Source organism: Bremerella sp. TYQ1, from assembly GCF_020150455.1.
GTDB lineage: Bacteria > Planctomycetota > Planctomycetia > Pirellulales > Pirellulaceae > Bremerella > Bremerella volcania_A.
The window spans coordinates 889,271-909,421 of record NZ_CP083740.1 but is presented as its reverse complement, the minus strand read 5'-3'; the positions used below and the strand labels follow the sequence as shown (position 1 = coordinate 909,421).

Here is a 20,151-nt window from a genome sequence, read left to right as displayed (position 1 = left end):
TCCATGATCCCAACTCCACTGCGACCTTTCGCACTGCTTGCCTTTGCGATGGTGTTGAGTTTCGGCTTTATTTCCCATGTTTCAGCAGGCGATCCGCCGATTGGTTCTGTCAAAGTCGAGTATTCCGACGCGACTGGAATTGGCGCCGAGAAAGGTGTCATGCGTCGCGACCCGAGCGATGTCATCAAAATCGACGACCTCTACTATGTTTGGTATTCGAAAGGAAATATCTCTCCTGGCTATGACGCAACCGTCTGGTATGCGACGTCTACCGACGGCCACCAGTGGACTGAAAAAGGAATGGCTCTCGACAAAGGCCAGCCTGGAAGCTGGGAAGGTGCGAGTGTCTTCACGCCGAACATAATGATTGCTGAGGGACGCTACTGGTTGTTCTACACCGGGACCTCTAAAGAGTTCGGTAAAGGTTTTAATCCTGACTCTAAGATTGGCATTGCCGTCGCCGATTCACCTGATGGCCCCTGGAAACGCCTCTCATCCAATCCGGCGATCACCAACAGTAAGGATCCAGCTGATTTCGATAGCCACTTGATAGATGACGCGTGTTTGATTGTTCGCGACGGCAAGTATTGGCTGTATTACAAAGGCCGCCAACTGGGCAAAGAGCCAGGACAAACCAAGATGGGTGTTGCGATTGCTGAGAAGCCTGAGGGGCCCTACGTAAAATATCAGGACAACCCCGTCATACAAGGAAACCATGAAGTCGCCGTATGGCCGCAGGGCACCGGAGTTGCAGCCTTGATCGGTAGCACAGGCCCCAAAGAAATCATCAAATCGATCCACTACTCGGAAGATGGCCTGAATTTCCAGAAGACTCACGACGTACATGTGGTGCCCAGGGCCGGCGGCACCTATCGCCCGGAAGCATTTACCGACAGCAATACCGGCGAGCAGCCGCAATGGGGAGTCCATATCGGGATTCGCGCAGGATTCCTTCCTTTTATCGAGCGTTTCGACCTCATCACATCTGCTACTGGCCTTGTAGACCAATAATTAGGCCTGAGAACCCATGCTAAAACTCTTCCAGACGTCCTTTCTGTTTCTACTAATTGCTATCGCGGTTACCTTTGCCAGCCAAACGCTTTGCGCTGCAGAGAAAATGCCCAACGTAGTCCTCATTTACGTTGACGACCTGGGATATGGCGACATCGGGTGTTACGGTGCAACGAAGGTACAGACGCCCAATATCGATCGCCTTGCCAAAGAGGGACGTCGTTTCACTGACGCCCATTCCGCTTCGGCTGTTTGTACGCCGTCGCGATACGCACTGCTCACCGGCGAATATCCAGTGAGAGCTCATGCTGGCAAAGGGGTCTGGGGGCCTCTGCCGACCACTTCGGGTCTCATTATCGACACCAACACTCTGACCATTGGCAAGGTGTTTAAGAACAAGGGATATGCAACGGCCTGTCTGGGAAAATGGCACCTTGGCTTCAAGCAGGGGACCAACGACTGGCAAGTACCGCTGCGACCAGGTCCTCAGGATGTTGGCTTTGACCACTACTTTGGCGTCCCACTCGTCAATAGCGGTAGCCCCTATGTCTATGTCGAGGACGACACCATCGTGGGCTACGATCCGTCTGACCCACTGATCTACGGAGGCAAGCCCCCTTCTCCCACACCGACATTTCCCCCAGAGGCATCTCAGAAGAGCCCCAATCGATTCGGAGGCGCCTTGGAAGCTCACCAGATCTACCATGATGAGAAGACCGGAACTTTGCTCACGAGAAAGGCCGTAGACTGGATTAGCAAGAACAAGGACAACCCTTTTTTCCTTTACTTCTCAACGACGAATATCCATCACCCATTCACTCCTTCCCCACGCTTCAAGGGCACAAGTGACTGCGGACTCTATGGTGACTTCATTCATGAACTCGACTGGATGGTGGGCAAGATTCTGCAAAGCCTGGAGGACAACAAACTCAGCGAAAACACACTGGTCATCTTTACCAGCGATAACGGTGGAATGCTGAATCGCGGCGGTCGCGACGCCATCCAGGCCGGGCACAAGATCAATGGCGATCTGCTCGGATTCAAGTTCGGAATCTGGGAAGGCGGGCACCGCATTCCGTTCATCGCGAAGTGGCCAGGTAAGATCGAAGCAGGGTCAGTGTCTGATCAACTAATCTGCCAGGTCGACATGCTCGCCACATTTATGGCGCTCACTCACCAAGTCGCTAAGCCACCTACCGACAAGGACAGCATCAACATCCTTCCGGCACTTCTGGAGAATCCAGCAGAACCGCTTCGGACCGAGTTGCTTCTTGCGCCGTTTCGACAGAATAATCTGGCCATTCGCAAGGGCAAGTGGATGTATATCGGCTCACGTGGTAGCGGTGGCTTTACAGGCTCGAAGCCACATCAACATGCCTGGGGCGGTCCCGCGGCCGCAAAGTTTGCCGGAAGCGTCAATAGCGATATCGAAAATGGCCGCATCAAGAAGGATGCACCACCAGCTCAGCTTTATAACCTTGAAGTCGACCTGGCACAGACCACGAATGTCTATCGAGATCATCCAGAGATCGTGAAGGAAATGGAGGCATCGCTCAATTCTTACCGTCCTAGGAATAATGCCGCGCCACCCAATGCACGCCCACTACCAAGCGTTTCGCGTTCTGTTTCGAATAAGAAAACGAGGAACACGACGCCCAACTTCGTCGTGATTTTCGCCGATGATCTCGGCTACGGCGACATCAGTTGCTACGGTCTAACCGGCGTTAAAACGCCTCACCTCGATAGCCTGGCTGCGGATGGATTCCGTAGTACAGACTTCTTCGTGCCTGCCAACGTATGTAGCCCGTCCCGAGCAGCACTCTTATCAGGGCGTTATCCGACACGCTGCGGAATCCCTGTTGCCCGAAATGAAGGCGTCGGCAAGTACAACAACTACGGCTTCCCCTCGGGAGAAATTACCATTCCAGAATTGCTGAAAAAGGCCGGATACCGTTCATTAATGGTCGGCAAATGGCACCTGGGAATGGAAGTTGAAGGCTCGCATCCGCTCGACGCAGGGTTCGACGAGCACCTAGGCATCCCAAGTAACTACTCGCAAGCACGCGGTCCAAATCACAACACACTTTATCGCGGCAAAGAAGTTGAGCAACGCAATGTATCATGCGATGAGCTAACGAAACGCTATGCCGATGAAGTCGTCGAATTCATCGAGCGACAGAAGGAACAACCATTCTTCATCTATGTCTCGCACCACATCGTGCATTCCCCGCTGAAACCAAGCGAAGATTTCGTCGGAACATCTTCCAAAGGAAAATACGGCGACTTCATTAAAGAACTCGACGACAGCACGGGACTTATTATGACGGCGCTCCATGATGCAGGCGTCGATGACAACACATTGGTGGTATTTACCTCAGATAACGGCCCGACCGGTCCCGGATCTACGGGAGGGTTAAACGGCGGGAAGTATTGCACGATGGAGGGCAGGCATCGCGTGCCCGGTATATTCCGCTGGCCAGGCAACATTCCGGCCAGGCAGGTCTCAGATACGACTCTTACCAGCATGGATTTGCTTCCACTGTTTTGCAACCTGGCAGGCGTCACAGTTCCCGGCGACCGCAAGCTTGATGGGTATAACATACTGCCAATTCTGCAGGGCAAACAAACCGACACACCGCACAAGTTTCTCTACTATTACAACGGTACAAATCTTCAGGCTGTGCGAGAAGGACATTGGAAACTCCACTTGCCACGCACAGTCGCGGACCAGCCATTCTGGTCGAAGAAGCCAAGCAAGAAGAAAGGTTTCGTCACACTAAGAGAACCACAGCTATTCGACCTGAAAAATGACGTTGAAGAAAAGAGAAACGTCGCCCAACGACATCCAAGAGTTGTTGCTCGCCTATTAAAACAAGCTGAATCAATTCGAGCAGAACTGGGCGATGTACGCACCATGGGCAGCGATCAAAGAGAAATCAACCTTGCCGACCCCCAGGAACGATAGCCTATCGTTCACGCGAGGGACTCTCGAAATCAGAAACAGTTGCTCCGTCACTCGGAATCACTCACACTTTGGGAGCGAAACATGAAGAATTTTACCTCGTCACTTTGTTTCGCTGTGTGCATTTGTTTTGCTTCGTTTGCCTCCGCGGAAACGCCCAAGCCGAATATCGTGTTCATTATGGCCGATGATTTAGGACCAGGCTGGGTTGACTATGACGGAAGCAATCCTGAGATCAACACGCCCAATCTCGAGCAACTTGCCAAAAGCGGCATGGTATTTACCAGGGCTTATTCCGCCGCCTCGGTCTGCTCGCCGACACGTGCAGCATGCATTACTGGCATGTCGCCAGCGCAGATTGGCCTAACGACACACGTCCCAGGCAAAGCTGATCGAGAGCGTCCAGGCCCTAAGGGTGGACCAAGAGATGCAGAATCCCTTGACCATCTACCGCTAGGCTTACCAAGCTATGCTCGGGAACTTAAGAAGCAGGGTTACACTACTGGCTTCATCGGAAAGTGGCACCTTGCCGGACAAGGTTCGGTCGATACCAAGAATGGAATCGTCAATTCTGCGTGGCATCCTGAACACTACGGATTTGACACCAACATTGGTGGCTGCGCTTTGGGACAACCGAAGTCATGGTTTGATCCCTATCGCAATGGAACGATCACCAACCGAAAACCAGGCGAATACCTGACCGATCGGCTAGGTGACGAAGCTGCCTCCTTTATTCAAAGACACCGCGACAAGCCCTTTCATTTGACGTTATGGTTTTACTCGGTCCACACACCAATCAAAGCTCCGCGTGACTTGGTAAAGAAGAACGACGGAAATGCCTACCTGGCGATGCTAGAAAGCATGGACAATGCAGTCGGGAAGGTTGTCGCCACACTTAGATCGACCGGCACACTCGGCAATACTCTGCTTATCTTCTATTCCGACAACGGCGGCCACAAACCGACATCATGGCTCGCCGACAAGAAGGCATCACTTCTAGAAGGAGGACTTCGCGTTCCGATGGTTGTAGCTTGGCCCGGGGTAATCGAGGCCGGTACAACATGTGAAGTGCCAATCACCAGCATGGACTTTTTTCCGACCTTCGTGCACGCCGCAGGCGGGACCGCGGCACATTTCAAGCAACTCGAAGGGAAAGACCTAATGCCACTGTTCCAAGGAAAACACAGACTGGAACGGGATGCCCTCTACTGGCACTTCCCGCACAACAGGATGGAAGTGACCTATTACATGGGCAGCGCTATTCTTCAAGACGATTGGAAGTTCTATCAGGGGCACGGCTTGATTGATGACGCCTTGTTCAATCTTAAGACGGACCCGATGGAAAAAGCTAACGTCCTCAAAACGAACCCACATCTAGCCGATCGGCTGCGAGAAAAGCTGGCAAAGTGGCTTAACACAGTCGATGCGAAGATGCCTATCGTGGTGCCCAATTAAGGACTAGTCTGCAGGAGAAAGATATTGAATAAAACCGTATTCGCTTTGTGCCTGTTGGCGTGTTTGGCGATTCGATTAGAAGCGGCGCAACCCAACTTTGTAGTCATCTTCACGGATGACCAAGGCTACGCCGATCTCGGCTGCTTTGGCGGCAAACACGTTAGTACGCCTCGGATCGATCAGATGGCGGATGAAGGCGCGAAGCTAACAAGTTTCTACGTAGCCGCTCCGGTTTGCACTCCGTCACGAGCGGCACTAATGACCGGTTGTTATCCGAAGCGGATTGAGATGGCGACGGGTGATAATTTCCCGGTTCTTCTGGCTGGGGATGCCAAGGGGTTGAACCCAAGCGAGATTACAATCGCCGAAGTACTAAAGTCCGCCGGCTACAAGACAGGCATTTTTGGCAAATGGCACCTCGGTGACCAGTCCGAATTCCTCCCAACACGACAAGGATTCGATGAGTACTTTGGCTTGCCTTATAGCCATGACATACACCCTTACCATACCCAGCAGAAGAAATACCACTTCCCTCCTCTACCGCTGCTCGATGGCGAAACCGTAGTCGAAATGGACCCGGACGCTGACTATCTGACCCGGCGAATCACCGAGCGAGCCATCGGCTTTATCGAGAAACACAAGGACGAGCCATTCTTTCTTTACATACCTCATCCCATTCCCCACCGACCACTTCACGCGTCGCCCCCCTTTATGAAAGATGTGCCTCAAGCCTTGAAGGCTAAACTTGCTAACGAGTCGAAAAACGACACGATCGACTATCGCACTCGTGACAAGCTACTTCGCCAAGCGATTGGTGAGATCGACTGGTCGGTTGGACAAATTCTGGATGCATTGAAAGAACGCGGACTCGACGAAAACACAGTCGTGATCTTCACGTCGGACAACGGACCCTCACTGCCGGGGAAAGCCACGCCACTGTCCGGCAAGAAGGGAAGCACCCTCGAAGGCGGCATGCGCGAACCAACCGTCATTCGGTGGCCGGGAAAAATCGCTGCCGGCGTCGTCAACAATAAGTTAATGACAACCATGGACCTGCTTCCCACCTTCGCCAAGTTGGCAGGTGCACAAATGCCTGAAGATCGCGTAATCGACGGCAAGGACATCTGGCCGGTCTTGTCGAGCGAAGCAGAGAGTCCACACGAGGCCTTCTTCTATTTCAGAGGCAACACGCTCGAGGCGGTGCGTTCGGGCGATTGGAAACTACATCTGGCAGCTGCCGGAACTAACGCGAAAGGATCGCGTAGTAGCCACCCTGCTCTCTTCAACCTCGAGACCGACATCAGCGAAAAGAAGAACTTGCTAGGCTCCCATCCTGAGACCGTCGCCCGACTAACGTCCTATGCAATGGCCTTCGAAAAAGAGTTGCAGCAGCATCGCCGACCTGCTGCCTTTGTTGAAAACCCCCAACCACTTTCCAAGTAGCTTACAACCTAACTCTGCGAACACCGCCTATCCGCTTTCCTTTCGTCAACTGTGCTTGTAGGCAACTGTTGGCTAAATCCCGGAAAGATTTTCCATCACGCAGCAGGTGCCAACCGAAATTCAGATATTTTGGCAGCCAGTCCGTTTTTCAACGGCAGGTACATGCTGCTACCGGTAGTAACACGTACGGCCTAGGTCCATACGACGGAAGAGACAATTCGTATTGAGGCGGTCAATTCGCTTGAGTGGAAAAGACAGACGGCCTAGCCGTCGCTCCATCACCGAAAGGCGTGTGTTTCGGCGATATCCCTTGTCACAACATTCGGAGAAATACCCAGGATGAAGCTTCATGCGTTAGTCTTGATCTTCGCATGTCTATCGGTTCATCTTTGTCGTGCCGCGGAGACAGATGCGGACTACTATGTGTCTCCGCAAGGCTCTGACGGTTGGTCAGGAACTATCGCGACGACCAATTCGCAGAAGTCGGATGGTCCGTTTGCCACGATCGAGCGCGCTCGCGACGCGATTCGTGAATCTCGATTTTCTGAATCAGGCGATTGCACTTTCATCGACGAGCTACCAGCACAAAATAGTCAATCGACCGAGGACCGACGCGCTCTCGCCCAAGCGAAGCAAGCCAACACAGATCACAACATTTACTTCTCTGCCGCCGATTCCCAACTTGGCAAGCAGATTATCAAGAAGCACAAACAAGAAGGAATTGACGCCCATAGCCTGTCCGTCGATCCCCTTTTTGTCGATCCCGCCAACGTTGATTTTCGTTTTCAGCCGGATTCTCCAGCCTTGAAGCTTGGTATTGTCCCCTTCGATGTCTCAATAGCGGGACTGATCAAGCATATCGAGTCGCCAAACGCTGGTTGCCTATCTGAATAGATACACCATGATTAATTCCAATAACAAATCATCCCTGTGGTATGGGCCCAGACTCCTGCCGTTGTCCGTTTTCTCAATCGCAATCCATGCGGTGCTTGTAGTATCGATCGGACAAGCGAACGACGCCCGATATCCCGAATTCAGTTGGGAAAAGGTACCGATTGCATTCCACTTCGGAAAAAGTCAAGGCTTGCTAACCCAAGAGGAAGCTGAGTTCGTCGCAACGCGATCTAGCTTCGTCTGCTTGGAGAAAGGGCACGCCACTCAAACGCACGGCAGTACCGAAGCAGGTATCGAAGCCGAGGCACAGCAACTCAAAGCATTCAATCCAAAGATGAAGGTCATTTTCTATTGGAATGCTTTTCTCGACTACCCGATGTATAACGCCCACCAAGTCTATGCTCGACATCCAGATTGGTGGCTCAAGACGAATAAGAATGAACTTGATCGCAAGAAGGGACGCTTAATGCGTTACGATCTTTCGAGTGACGAGGTGAGGAATTGGTGGACCAGAGTCGCCGAGAAAGCCGTGGCCGAGGGAAGTTGTGATGGAATATTCATGGACGCTTTTCCACAAATCACCAGCCCAGCGAATCGCAAGTTGTGGGGCAACGAGAAATTCGACGCGATCCAAAAGGGACTTCGAGATCTGGTTCGAGAGACACGTCACGCGATTGGCGAAGATGGGTTGATCGTTTTCAACGGAATTCGTTCGACTCCCGGAAGACACATCGGATTCGATTTTCCTGAAGCGGACGCGGCTATGATTGAGCACTTTGGTCACTTTCACAGTGCCTCCAAGGAGACGATGCTCCAGGACCTGCTTGCCATGCAACAGGCGGCTAAGTCTGGAAAGATTGTGGTACTCAAATGCTGGCCTGACTTTTCCTTCATAGATGAAGAGGCCATGCGAAAACCATTGTCGGAAAAGCACAAGACCGCCCAAGAACGTTTGACCTTTCCACTCGCCTGCTTTCTGGCTGCGGCCGAGAAGAACTGCTACTTCATCTACAACTGGGGATACCGGCTAGATAACGGATGCCTAGAGTGGTACCCAGAATTCGATAAACCGCTTGGAAAACCACTCGGGGAAATGACGCGTGATGGTTGGAAGCTCAGTCGCGAGTACCAACATGCCTCGGTTTGGGTAGATCTTCAATCCCAGGAAGCCAAGATTGAATGGCGGTAACCGAAACATCGCTTCGATGAACTTCTGTTGCTAAGCCCTTCTAAAGACGATCACGTTTCGCCCGAAAGAATTAACATGGCCAACTACATTTGCTCCATAACAGTTATCACCTGCTTCTTCGCAGGCCTTGTGTATGCTCAGACGGCATTCGCCGGCTCAACTGATGACGATCGCGCTTCGTTGGTTCGCGCGACGAAGGCAATGCGCAAGGTCGATTCAAACGGCAACGGAACATTCGAAAAAGACGAAGACAGGGCGGCTTGGCGGCGTTATCAAAAGCTTGACCTCAACGGTGACCAAGTGATCACGATCGAAGAGCTTCGTAAAGAGCGTGTTCCGTATCTGGAAACAGGCTCCGAGCGGAAGTTGAATGTCGTCTACAAGACCGTGTCAGAACGGGAACTGCAGCTAGATCTTTACTACCCCACAAGCGAAGACAGAAAATCTGTGGCACCTTACCCCGTAATCCTGTACACACACGGAGGCGGTTGGGCTGCTGGCAGCAAGCAAGGCATAACCAAGGGTTCGTTCAAGGAATTGTTTCAAAGGCTACTTAGCCATGGTTTTGCGGTAGTCTCTGTCGAATACCGGCTCTGTGGAAAAGATGGCCTGGTCACCATGCGAGACTGCGTGATCGACTGCAAAGATGCTGCCCGGTATCTCGCCCAAAATAGCAGTGCCTTCAAGCTTGATCCCAATCGCTTCTTCGTTATGGGCGATTCTGCAGGAGGCCAAATCGCGCAGATGCTTCTCCTAACGTCCCCTTCCAATCTTGTGGGCGATGACGAGTTGGCATCGGCCTCCTATCAAATGCTGGCAGGCGTTTCCTGGTATGGTCCATCTGACTTCGAGAAGACAGAGCTCTTCAATCACGATGACCGAGCTGATTTTCGTGATCGATTCGGTGCCCGCATTCTTGGAGCTGACCACAACGCGGATACAAAGCTTAAGCGCTACCGCGAGGTGAGCCCGGTAAATTACTTGAAGCCTGATTCGCCACCACTGTTGATGATCCAGGGTGACAAGGACACCACCATCCCCGTTAAGCATGCGTATTACATGAAGGAGAAAGCGGAAGCCACCAAGGCCCCAGTTGAAATCATGATCATCAAGAATTCTGGTCACAACTGGCGAAAGGTCGACGCAGATATCGAACCAACCCGCGAAGCAATCGTCGAACGTACCGTTCAGTTCTTAGTCGATCACCTTCCGAACTAACCCAAGCGTATCCCCATCGACTGATAGCTACTTATCCAACACACATCCATCAACTACTGAAGTTTCCATGAAATATCTATCACTCTTGCTCGTAGCTTCGCTCGCTGTTGGTTCGCATCTCGAGGCCGCAGATTGGACTATCGACAGCGCAGACGACTGGCAGAGGAATATTGCCACAGCCGACGGGGCGACCATCGCCGATGGTTTCGTATCGCCTGAGGCCAAAACCGCGACAATCGCTACGAAACTCCACACGTCAAACGAGAAGCGTTCGGCCAGCAAGCTCACCTTAACTCAGTCACCGATTTGGCAGAACTGGAATCCAATTGAAAACATCGGCCCGGCTAACCTGGGCGACGCGCCGGCGATGCTGACCGTCGGTCCTGGCAATTACTGGATGTTCGGTCGCTATGGGAAGGGGAAGCAGAACACCAAGTTTCAGCCAGCAGAAACGACTTTGGAAGGGTTTGACGTTCCGCTGCAAACAACTCCGTTTCCTAATCAATTCAACGCTCCTGGTGGCCTGAAGCCTGGTAAAGGTGGGTATCATGCCTGGCAAAGCCGCGACATGAAGAACTGGGTTCATCACGGCCCTGTCACCGAAGGCTTCTCGAAGTGGGTCACCAGTGCCGAGTGGGTCGATGGCAAGGCATTGATTTACTATGACTTTCCGAACGATCAAGACCCGCATGTTTACGTGGATGAAGATCTGTTTGATGGCGAGCCGGGCAAGAACATGGGCATTGCCGTCCGCGATCCTTCGCACGGATCCGATGCAGGATTCATCCGCGATCTGCAGGGCAACATGCATGTGATCATCGAAGACTGGAGCCCGATCAACGCCAGCAAGCGATCTTGGGATTCGCCACTGGCCGGCCATGCCGTCAGTCCGAATGGCATCGATCAATTTGAGTTCCAAAAACCGCCGGTCGATATGCGTACCAAGCCGACTGGCAAAACGGCCACCTATAAACATCCCCATTGGGCGAAGGAAGATCCCAAGAACTACAAGACCAACGTCGCCGAGTACAACGTGCATCAACCTGAGCAAGAGGCCTATGGTGATTGGGCGGCAATCTGCATTGGCGGCCAGTATTATCTCTTCGGTGACTATGACCCAGTCGGCGGGCATCAAATGAGCGTAGGTTGGTTCACTTCTCCATCTATCGACCAGCAGTTCACATGGTGCGACCACATTGGTAATGGCCATCCTGACCCTGACATTGCATTTGCCGAGGGGCAGTTCTATCTCGCGACTCAGCAGAAGACCGATTTTGTAAGTCCGGGCCCTTGGGTAGAGACAGTTGAGGCCCGCGTAGGGGTTGATACCGCCAACGATGGCAAGATCGACAAGTGGACCGATTGGACGGAAGTCCAAGAGAAATATGACTATATCCCTGGCTTCTCGAAACAAATCGCCAAAACTCCCGCCCAGCTAGACCTTTCGAACCTGCCATCTGGCTACGGATTTCAGGTGGAACTCCGGCTGACCGATTCCACCGAGAACAAATCGAAGCCAATCATCCAAAGCATGACGCTTACATTCGCCGAGTAGGTAACACCGTGACGAATCAACTACTGAAAACATACCCTCTCGTCTTTTTAGCGATCGTCAATGTCCATGCAACATTGGCAGTTGCCGCTGACAAGCCCAATGTCATTATCGTTATGACGGATGACCAGGGGTACGGAGATTTAGCGTGCCATGGGAACCCAATTCTCAAGACACCGAATCTTGACCAACTCAGCGCTGAATCTGTTCGCTTTACAGACTTCCATGTCAGCCCGTTTTGCACGCCGACGCGTGCTGCCCTAATGACGGGCAACCATCCAGGCTACACCGGCGCGTACCGGACGAGTTCTGGTCGTACGATGTTGCATCGCGATGAGAAGACGATTGCCAACCTCTTTGCCGACAACGGTTACGCCACTGGCATGGTCGGCAAGTGGCATCTCGGCGACAACGCTCCCCACCGCCCACAAGACCGAGGCTTTCAGGATGTGGTCTGGCATCGCTGTGGCGGCATCGGACAGGCCTCGGACTACTGGGGCAATGACTACTTCGATGATACCTACGAACGAAACGGCAAGTTCGAGCAGTTCGAGGGATACTGCACCGATGTGTGGTTTCGGGAAGGCATCCGCTTTATCGAAGAAAACCAAGGCAAACCCTTCTTGCTCTACCTTCCGACCAATGCTCCGCACGGCCCCTACCGCGTCCCTGAACAATGGGCGAAGCCGTATATCGGCAACCGGAATGTGGCCAATGCCAACTTCTATGGGATGATCGCCAACATAGATCACAACATAGGGCTGCTGAGGGAGCATCTGAAGAAACTTGGACTGGCAGAAAATACAATCCTGATCTTCATGACCGACAATGGTACCGCTGCAGGCGCAAAATTTGACGGTTTAGATTCCCAACCCCTGGTCGGTTTCAACGCAGGGATGCGTGGTAAAAAGTCCTCTGTTTTTGAAGGAGGTCACCGCGTCCCGTTCTTTATCCACTGGCCCCGAGGTGGTCTTGATGGCGGCAAGGACATCGATACGCTCGCGGCCCATATCGATATTCTGCCAACCCTGGCAGATCTTTGTGGAATTTCGGTGCCGAAGGACTACAAACCAGATGGTATCTCCCTGAAGCCAATGCTGTACGAATCCAATCCGAAATGGGGAAGAGATCATCACATCATTCAATATCACGGCGGGGCTGGTGCAACGAGCTTACCCTCCGAGCCCTGGGAGTACACCGTTGTGCTGACTGAGCGTTGGCGGCTGGTCAATTCCGGCAAGCAGACCTTGTATGACATTCAGGCGGATCCAGGGCAACAACATAACCTCAGCGACAAACACCCCGAGGCCATTGAACAACTGCGTGACTATTATCACCCGTTCTGGGAGAAAGTATCGCCGCGACTGACACCAGTTCGCATCGACATCGGCAATCCAACGGATAATCCGACGGTCCTTACGTCACAAGACTGGTACATGCCAACGGGAAACCCTCCATGGAATTTCGGCACAATCAAAAAGCGGCCCAAGGTCACAGGGCCATGGATGCTCCAAGTTCATAAGTCAGGGCGCTACCGCATTACCCTTCGGCAATTGCCGAAAGAGGCGGATGCTATCGTCGTCGCTCAGAACGCGAAGATCGAGATCGCTGGTAAGTCATTAAGCAAACCCGTCGAAGCAGGTAGTAAGGGGGTTGAGTTTGAACTGGATCTGCCTGCTGGCCCTACCCATTTAGTAACATACCTCTACGACGAAGACGGCAACGCCGGCGGAGCCTATTTCACCGAGGTAGAAGCGTTAGGCAAGGAACCCGAGGGGCCACAGACCAATAATCCGCCCTACGACGGTACCTGGCAGTCGCTTCAAAAGATGCCAGTCCCCGCCTGGTTTGACGATGGCAAGATCGGTATCTTCATTCACTGGGGCCCTTACAGCGTGATCGGTTATCGCAAAGGGGATCGAGGTTACGCAGAACACGTGCCGAAGATGCTCTACGAAGACCCGGCACACTACTATCCGTACCTTAAACAGCGATGGGGAGCTACTCCGCCGGAGTTTGGTTACAAGGACATCATCTCCCAGTTCACCGCAGAACACTGGGACCCTGATCAATGGGCTGCACTGTTCGAAGAAGTCGGCGCCAGATATGTCGTCATGACTGCCGAACACCACGACGGCTGGGCCAACTGGGACTCTGAATTGACACCCTGGAATGCCGTCGACAAAGGCCCTAAGCGTGATCTGGTCGGTGATCTTGGCAAAGCGGTTCGCAAACGCGGCCTCAAGTACGCGCCGTCATATCATCGCGAGCGACACACCGGGTTCTTCGCAAAGGAAAAGTACGTTGTCCGCAGCGAACCACGTTCTGATATTGCAGAAGAGATACGCCGAGTTCCCGAGGCAAAATTGCTTTACGGTCCATTCGAATACGACAAGGCATTCGTCGATGACTATGTTGCCCGCTGGAATGAAATCCAGAACAAGTATCACCCCGATTTCCTCTGGGTAGACGACTTCCCCATCTATACACGTGACGGCAATCGTGTCCGTGAAGGCAAGATGAAGCCTGAAATCAAATATCTCGACGATCAGGTTCGTGGCATGATTGCCGACTTCATGAACGACGCGGCCGCCCGCGGTCAGGAAGTATATTGCAACAACAAAGGAGGCAATCGCAACTGGCCTGATGGAGTCGGCTGTCTTGAAAAAGACAATCTGAAACTAAAAGTCATTGGTCCTAAGTGGCAAAGCTGTACAACCTTTGGTTCTTCTTTCGGCTACCTGGCTGCTGAAGAGGACCCGAATTATCCACACCGAAAGAGGTCCGTCGAACAGGTCATCCACGAGATGGTGGAGGTCGTCAGCAGAAACGGCAACTTCCTGATCAATATTGGTCCCAGAGCTGACGGCACTATTCCCGATTGGCAAGTAGAACGACTTCGAGCGATGGGAGACTGGCTAAAAATCAACGGTGATGCCATCTACGGCACACGCTACTGGAAAGTGAATTCGCAGGAAGATGAACATCTGGCGTTCACGACCAAAGGAAAGACACTCTACGCCATCAAGCTTACTACGCCAAACGAGCCGTTTACTATCAAAGATACCGCCGGATGGAAAACAACCAACATTAAGTCGGTCCGCCTGCTTGGCAGCCCTGCTAAGGTCAACTGGTCCGTTAGCGAGAAAGGACTCCGCATCGAACCACCCAAAGTCCTCGGCGAAACTCAATTCGCATGGTCCTTCGAGATAGTTACGGACGAGAATCAGCACAAGCCCACTGCGATTGTCTCTGATGCGTCTCAAGCGCTTAAACGTACTGATAAAGTCAACCTTGACGGAAACACTCAGTAACCCTCGCCCGAAACTGATTTTCTCTTGTCATTCATCCAACGAATCCTTTCAATCATCACGTGGTCCCTAAGATGAAAAGAATTCTCTCCGCCATTCTGCTCTCGATTTCATTGGCTGCCTACGCGGAATCTGATTCTCAAAAACCCAACATTATCATCGTTATGCCCGATGATCTCGCCTACGGAGACTACGGTTGCCTTGGCAACCCCGTACTGCAAACGCCTGCGGTGGATGGGTTCATTAGGGAGAGTCTTCTTTTCACAAAGTTTCATGTTAGCCCTACCTGCTCTCCCACTCGTGCGTCGCTGATGAGTGGTCGGCACGAGTTTAAGAATGGAGTCACGCATACGATCCTCGAACGAGAACGCATGAGCCTCGACACGTTCACGCTTCCGCAGATGCTGAAAACAGCCGGCTACTCAACTGGTATTTTCGGTAAGTGGCACCTCGGTGATGAGGAAGCATATCGTCCTGAAAGTCGCGGATTTGATGAAGTCTACATTCACGGTGCTGGCGGTATCGGCCAGACCTTTCCCGGGTCGTGCGGCGATGCGCCCGGCAATAGCAACATCAATCCTACGCTGTGGCACAACGGCAAATTCGTGAAGACCGAAGGATATTGCACCGATCTGTTCTTCGAGCAGTCATTCAAGTGGATCGACTCGCAGCGGAAGACGGAGCAGCCGTTCTTTGCCTACATTTCTTTGAATGCGGCCCACGGCCCGCACGTTGTCCCGAAAGAATACTGCCAGAATTACGCCGGCAAGGAAGGCATTAGCGACGAACTGGCCAAGTATCTCGGCATGGTAGAAAACATCGATACCAACTTCGGTGAACTACTCGCCAAACTCAAAGAGTGGAACCTCGAAGAGAACACGCTGCTCGTCTACTTAGGCACCGACAACGGAGGTGGAATCAGCCGAAAACTTTTCGACTCTGGTTTAAAGGGTGGTAAGAACACTGTGTATCAAGGGGGCACGCTCTCTCCTTGCTTTGTCCGCTGGCCAGCCGGCAAGATTCCCGCAGGCGTAACTTGCGATGCTTTGACTGCTCACGTTGACCTCTTTCCAACGCTCATGGCCATTATTGGGGCCGATACCACTCCCAAGTTGCAAAACCAGCTGGAAGGACGAAGCATGTTACCGCTCCTGAAGGACCCGAACGCCCAATGGTCCGACCGAATTCTTGTTCACCATACGGGCCGCTGGAAGAGCGGCACGGCAGAACAAGCGAAGTTCGCAAACTCCTCAATTCAGAACTCGCGATTCACCTTGGTTAACAATAAAGAGCTATACGATCTGAAGAACGACCCAGGCGAGAAAACCAATGTCATTGAGGATCACCCTAAGGTCGTAGCGCAACTGCGATCTGCTTACGACCAGTGGTGGCAAGAAACCCAACCTCTGATGGTCAATGAGGATGCCGTTGGACCGGCAATTAACCCATTTCAAGAGCTCTATTTCGAGCAATTTGGCGGTGAACCTTCTCCCCAGGATCTTCAGAGAATGCGTCGTCATCTCGACACGCCTGGAAATGCGAGCAGGCCCAAGAAGAAACGTAAAGCCCAATAGCGTTTTCCGCCGCCTCGTTACGTCAATGTTACTTCCCAGCAGATTTCACTTTCTAAATCCCCCTGGAACAACCAATGCGAACCATCCTTGCTCTTAGCCTACTGTTGGTTGTATTGCAAACTCCATTGAAATCGGCAGAAGCGCAACGCCCCAATATCGTTGTCTTTCTCGCCGATGACATGGGCTGGGGAGATGCTGGATGTTATGGCAGCGAGTCGATCAAGACACCCAACATTGACAAACTGGCAACTCAGGGAGTTCGGTTTACGCAATGCTATGCGGCAGCCGGAGTGTGCTCGCCATCACGGTCGTCGATTCTGACGGGGCGAACGCCCTACCGTAATGGAGTCTGGCAGCATCTATCCGGAAATCATGAAGCTCACCTGAGAGAAAGTGAGATCACTTATCCCAAACTTTTGAAGGAAGCTGGTTACCAGACTTGCCACGTGGGTAAATGGCACCTGAATTCGCGTCCACAGTTCAACCACCCGGACTTCCCACAACCCAGTGATCATGGCTACGACTATTGGATGGCCACCCACAACAACGCCGCCCCGAGCCACGAGAACCCAGCTAACTTCGTCCGCAACGGCGAGCCAGTCGGCGAGCTCAATGGCTACTCGGCACCACTAGTCGCCAAGGAAGCAATTCACTGGTTGGAGGAGATCCGAGATCCCCAAAAGCCGTTTGCACTGTCGATCTGGGTACACGAACCACATCATCCGATCGCGACGGACCCTCAATTCAGCGAGCTGTACAACGACCATCGCAATCGAAAGTACATGGGTAACATCACGCAGCTCGACTTTGCTTTGGGGCAGGTGATGGATGCACTCGATGCCCACGGACTGACCGATAATACGATTCTCTTTTTTACCTCAGACAATGGTCCCGAAGGACAAGGTGGTTCCGTCGGTGGTTCGACCGGTGGGCTCCGTGGTCGCAAACGTGACGATCATGAAGGAGGGATCCGCGTACCAGGCATCGTTCGGTGGGTAGGTCATATCAAACCAGGAATGGTAAGCGATGTCCCAGTGATTGGCTCCGATATCTTCGCGACGGTGCTCGATATTACAGGCATTCCTCTGCCCACTGATCGTACAATTGACGGGGTGAGCATGCTGCCCGCCTTCGAGGGAAGGCCCGTGGAGCGGAAAGTACCACTATTCTGGCGTACGCACGTGTCGCGTCCCGACAGCCGTGTCGCGCTACGTATCGACCAATGGAAGATCGTCGGAAACGAAACGATGGAGGAGTTCCAACTCTTTGAGATAGAAAAAGACCCTCGTGAAGAAAACGACCTCGCCGAGGCGATGCCTGACAAACTGGATGAGATGAAGCAAACGTTATTTCAGGTGTGGGCTGATATTGAGGAAGAAGGACCGAAACAATGGTGGCACGATCCAAAGATTCGCCCACGTCGCGGATCCAAGGTCGGCTACTAGGAGCACAAGCAGAATCAATCCACCACCGTAGAGTCGGATCAATTACAAAGCTTTAAGATAGAACACACTCCCGATGAATAGCCTAAAAACAATTCTACTGGCCGCCTTATCACTCATCGCTCAACAAACATTGCTTCCGTTTGCCACGGCTGAAGATGGCCTAAAGTCTCAACCCAATATTGTCTTCCTCTTTGCGGACGATCAATCAACCTACTCCGTTGGTTGTTACGGCAATGACGACGTCAAAACACCCAACATGGATCAATTAGGTCGTGACGGTCTAATCTTTGACAAGCACTACAACACAACCGCCATCTGTATGGCCAGCCGCGGTAATGTTTTTACCGGAATGTACGAATATAAAACCGGGTGCAATTTCGGCCATGGAGATATGCACGCTGATGTGTGGTCGAAGTCTTATCCTGTATTGCTGCGAGAGGCTGGCTATTTGACGGCATTCGCCGGAAAGTTTGGAATCGTCGTCAAAGGCAAAGGACTTTGCGAAGAGGACTTCGATTTTTGGGGCGGCGGCCCTGGCCAAACCAATTACGCGACGGCCAAGAATAAGTCGATGAAGAAATACGCCGACGAGTACCCCCACTCGACACTCTCGTATGGAGCGTTCGCCCAGGATGTGATTCGCGAATCGGTTAAGCGTAAGAAGCCATTCTGTTTATCGATTAGCTTCAAAGCCCCTCACAAACCAGCGACCCCCGACCCACGTTTCGATGACGTCTACGCAGGAAAGACGTTCACCAAGCCCGGAAATTTTGGCCGTGAATTTGGCAAGCACCTTTCTCGTCAGAGTAAGTCCGGGCGGCAATACCCTCGATTTACTGAGTGGCATTACGATACCGACTACGATGGCGAAATGGCAAAGTACCACCAACAGGTTTACGGCATCGACGTTGCCCTGGGCATGATTCGCGACGAACTCACAGCTCAGGGTGTTGCCGACAACACGGTTGTCATCTACACCAGCGATAACGGCTACATTTGTGGCTCGCACGGGTACGGCTCGAAGGTTCTGCCCATGGAAGAATCCTCGCGTGTTCCACTGATGATTTACGATCCACGCAGCCAGGCTAGCGGCAAACAATTGCGTTGCGACCGACTTACCGGCAACATTGATTTTGCCCCAACGATTCTCGCGTTGGCTGGTCTACCGATTCCTGCCAATATGGACGGAAGGAGTCTTCTACCGCTGCTCCAAGACCCGAAAACGGGTGGACATGATCAACTGGCCTTCATCAACGTGTTCGGGCCCCTACCCACACATAGCCTGAGCTGCCTTACGCCGCAATACAAATACACTTACTGGTGGTATACCGACGACAAGATGCAGCCGGTCGAAGAACTATTCGACACGAAGAACGATCCACTGGAACTTACCAACCTGGCAAATGTGCCCACGAACCAATCAGTACTTGAAGAAATGCGAGAGCGGTACGATCAAGAACTAGCGAAGTGGAAGCGAGAGGCTGTCGACTACAACGACTATCAACGTTATGGGACGCTATTTGATCGTACTCCGTCCTCCGGCTCGGCAAACTGAATTACATTCATCTGGACATCGATCAATTCCAAGAGTGCGACGCCGGTACCGCACAGTCACTCACATACGGCTACGGCGTCTCTTGAACTATCATTACTTGTCGATCTCGAAGTCAAAGACATTGGGGCCACCGCTTGATATGGTGACTTCTCGCGAATCCTTCTCAATCGAGGTGAAAGCATCCGGTCCGGCAACACTGACCACGATCTTTCCGTTACCAATGACAGCGCCTTTGACCTTGGGTTTGTAAGTCAGATCGTAAGATCCTTCGGCATCAGTGATCGCACCAGAAGGACGCCCGTGGGCTGGATGAAACTGGACCATGGCACCTACCAGTGGCTGGCCGGCCAGTCGCACATTTCCAGTCACCGGAGCAATTGGTGGCTGATCGGATCGAGAATAGCATCCACTCAAAGTGAGGGCGAAACCGCAAAAACTGACCAACACAAGATTCTTAGTTAGGTTCATTTTGGATTGGGGAGTAAAGGATATATCGGGGCGCAATTGGCTCAAATAGTATGAAGCTGAATGAACAAACCTCG

Annotated in this window: 13 protein-coding genes; 12 read left to right on the top strand and 1 reads right to left on the bottom strand. The window is 52.4% G+C overall.

Annotation, left to right across the window (positions count from 1 at the left end):
* The first annotated feature begins 48 nt into the window (after positions 1 to 48).
* The 12 genes from LA756_RS03335 to LA756_RS03280 all read left to right on the top strand — a co-directional run bounded on the left by LA756_RS03335 (position 49) and on the right by LA756_RS03280 (position 19,609).
* On the top strand, positions 49 to 1,011 hold the full coding sequence (locus tag LA756_RS03335; protein ID WP_224440465.1) for a family 43 glycosylhydrolase: 963 nt from the start codon (positions 49 to 51) through the stop codon (positions 1,009 to 1,011).
* A 106-nt stretch (positions 1,012 to 1,117) separates the two neighbouring features.
* Positions 1,118 to 3,976 (top strand): sulfatase-like hydrolase/transferase, encoded by a 2,859-nt coding sequence (locus tag LA756_RS03330; RefSeq protein ID WP_224438467.1) that lies wholly within the window; start codon positions 1,118 to 1,120, stop codon positions 3,974 to 3,976.
* Positions 3,977 to 4,057: 81 nt separating this feature from the next.
* Positions 4,058 to 5,428, top strand: coding sequence for a sulfatase (locus LA756_RS03325; RefSeq protein ID WP_224438466.1), 1,371 nt, complete (start codon positions 4,058 to 4,060; stop codon positions 5,426 to 5,428).
* A 24-nt stretch (positions 5,429 to 5,452) separates the two neighbouring features.
* Positions 5,453 to 6,871, top strand: a complete 1,419-nt coding sequence (locus LA756_RS03320; RefSeq protein ID WP_224438465.1) for a sulfatase — start codon at positions 5,453 to 5,455, stop codon at positions 6,869 to 6,871.
* A gap of 339 nt (positions 6,872 to 7,210) precedes the next feature.
* Positions 7,211 to 7,765, top strand: a complete 555-nt coding sequence (locus tag LA756_RS03315) for a DUF5123 domain-containing protein (protein ID WP_224438464.1) — start codon at positions 7,211 to 7,213, stop codon at positions 7,763 to 7,765.
* Positions 7,766 to 7,856: 91 nt separating this feature from the next.
* A complete protein-coding gene (locus tag LA756_RS03310) occupies positions 7,857 to 8,954 on the top strand; it encodes a putative glycoside hydrolase (protein WP_224438463.1) in 1,098 nt (365 codons plus the stop codon).
* A 201-nt stretch (positions 8,955 to 9,155) separates the two neighbouring features.
* Positions 9,156 to 10,172: an alpha/beta hydrolase gene (locus LA756_RS03305; RefSeq protein ID WP_224440464.1), complete on the top strand. Its 1,017-nt coding sequence runs from the start codon at positions 9,156 to 9,158 to the stop codon at positions 10,170 to 10,172.
* Between the two features lie 67 nt (positions 10,173 to 10,239).
* A complete protein-coding gene (locus LA756_RS03300; protein WP_224438462.1) occupies positions 10,240 to 11,727 on the top strand; it encodes a hypothetical protein in 1,488 nt (495 codons plus the stop codon).
* An 8-nt stretch (positions 11,728 to 11,735) separates the two neighbouring features.
* Positions 11,736 to 15,038, top strand: coding sequence for an alpha-L-fucosidase (locus LA756_RS03295; protein WP_224438461.1), 3,303 nt, complete (start codon positions 11,736 to 11,738; stop codon positions 15,036 to 15,038).
* 71 nt (positions 15,039 to 15,109) lie between these two features.
* The gene (locus LA756_RS03290) at positions 15,110 to 16,609 is read left to right on the top strand and encodes an arylsulfatase (RefSeq protein ID WP_224438460.1); all 1,500 of its coding nucleotides are present in this window, start codon (positions 15,110 to 15,112) and stop codon (positions 16,607 to 16,609) included.
* 74 nt (positions 16,610 to 16,683) lie between these two features.
* Complete coding sequence (locus LA756_RS03285; RefSeq protein ID WP_224438459.1) at positions 16,684 to 18,054, top strand: sulfatase-like hydrolase/transferase; 1,371 nt, start codon at positions 16,684 to 16,686, stop codon at positions 18,052 to 18,054.
* Positions 18,055 to 18,127: 73 nt separating this feature from the next.
* The gene (locus LA756_RS03280; RefSeq protein WP_224438458.1) at positions 18,128 to 19,609 is read left to right on the top strand and encodes a sulfatase; all 1,482 of its coding nucleotides are present in this window, start codon (positions 18,128 to 18,130) and stop codon (positions 19,607 to 19,609) included.
* 93 nt (positions 19,610 to 19,702) lie between these two features.
* Here the strand turns inward: LA756_RS03280 and LA756_RS03275 are convergent, their stop codons facing one another.
* Positions 19,703 to 19,933, bottom strand: a complete 231-nt coding sequence (locus tag LA756_RS03275; protein WP_224438457.1) for a hypothetical protein — start codon at positions 19,931 to 19,933, stop codon at positions 19,703 to 19,705.
* Between the last annotated feature and the right edge of the window lie 218 nt (positions 19,934 to 20,151).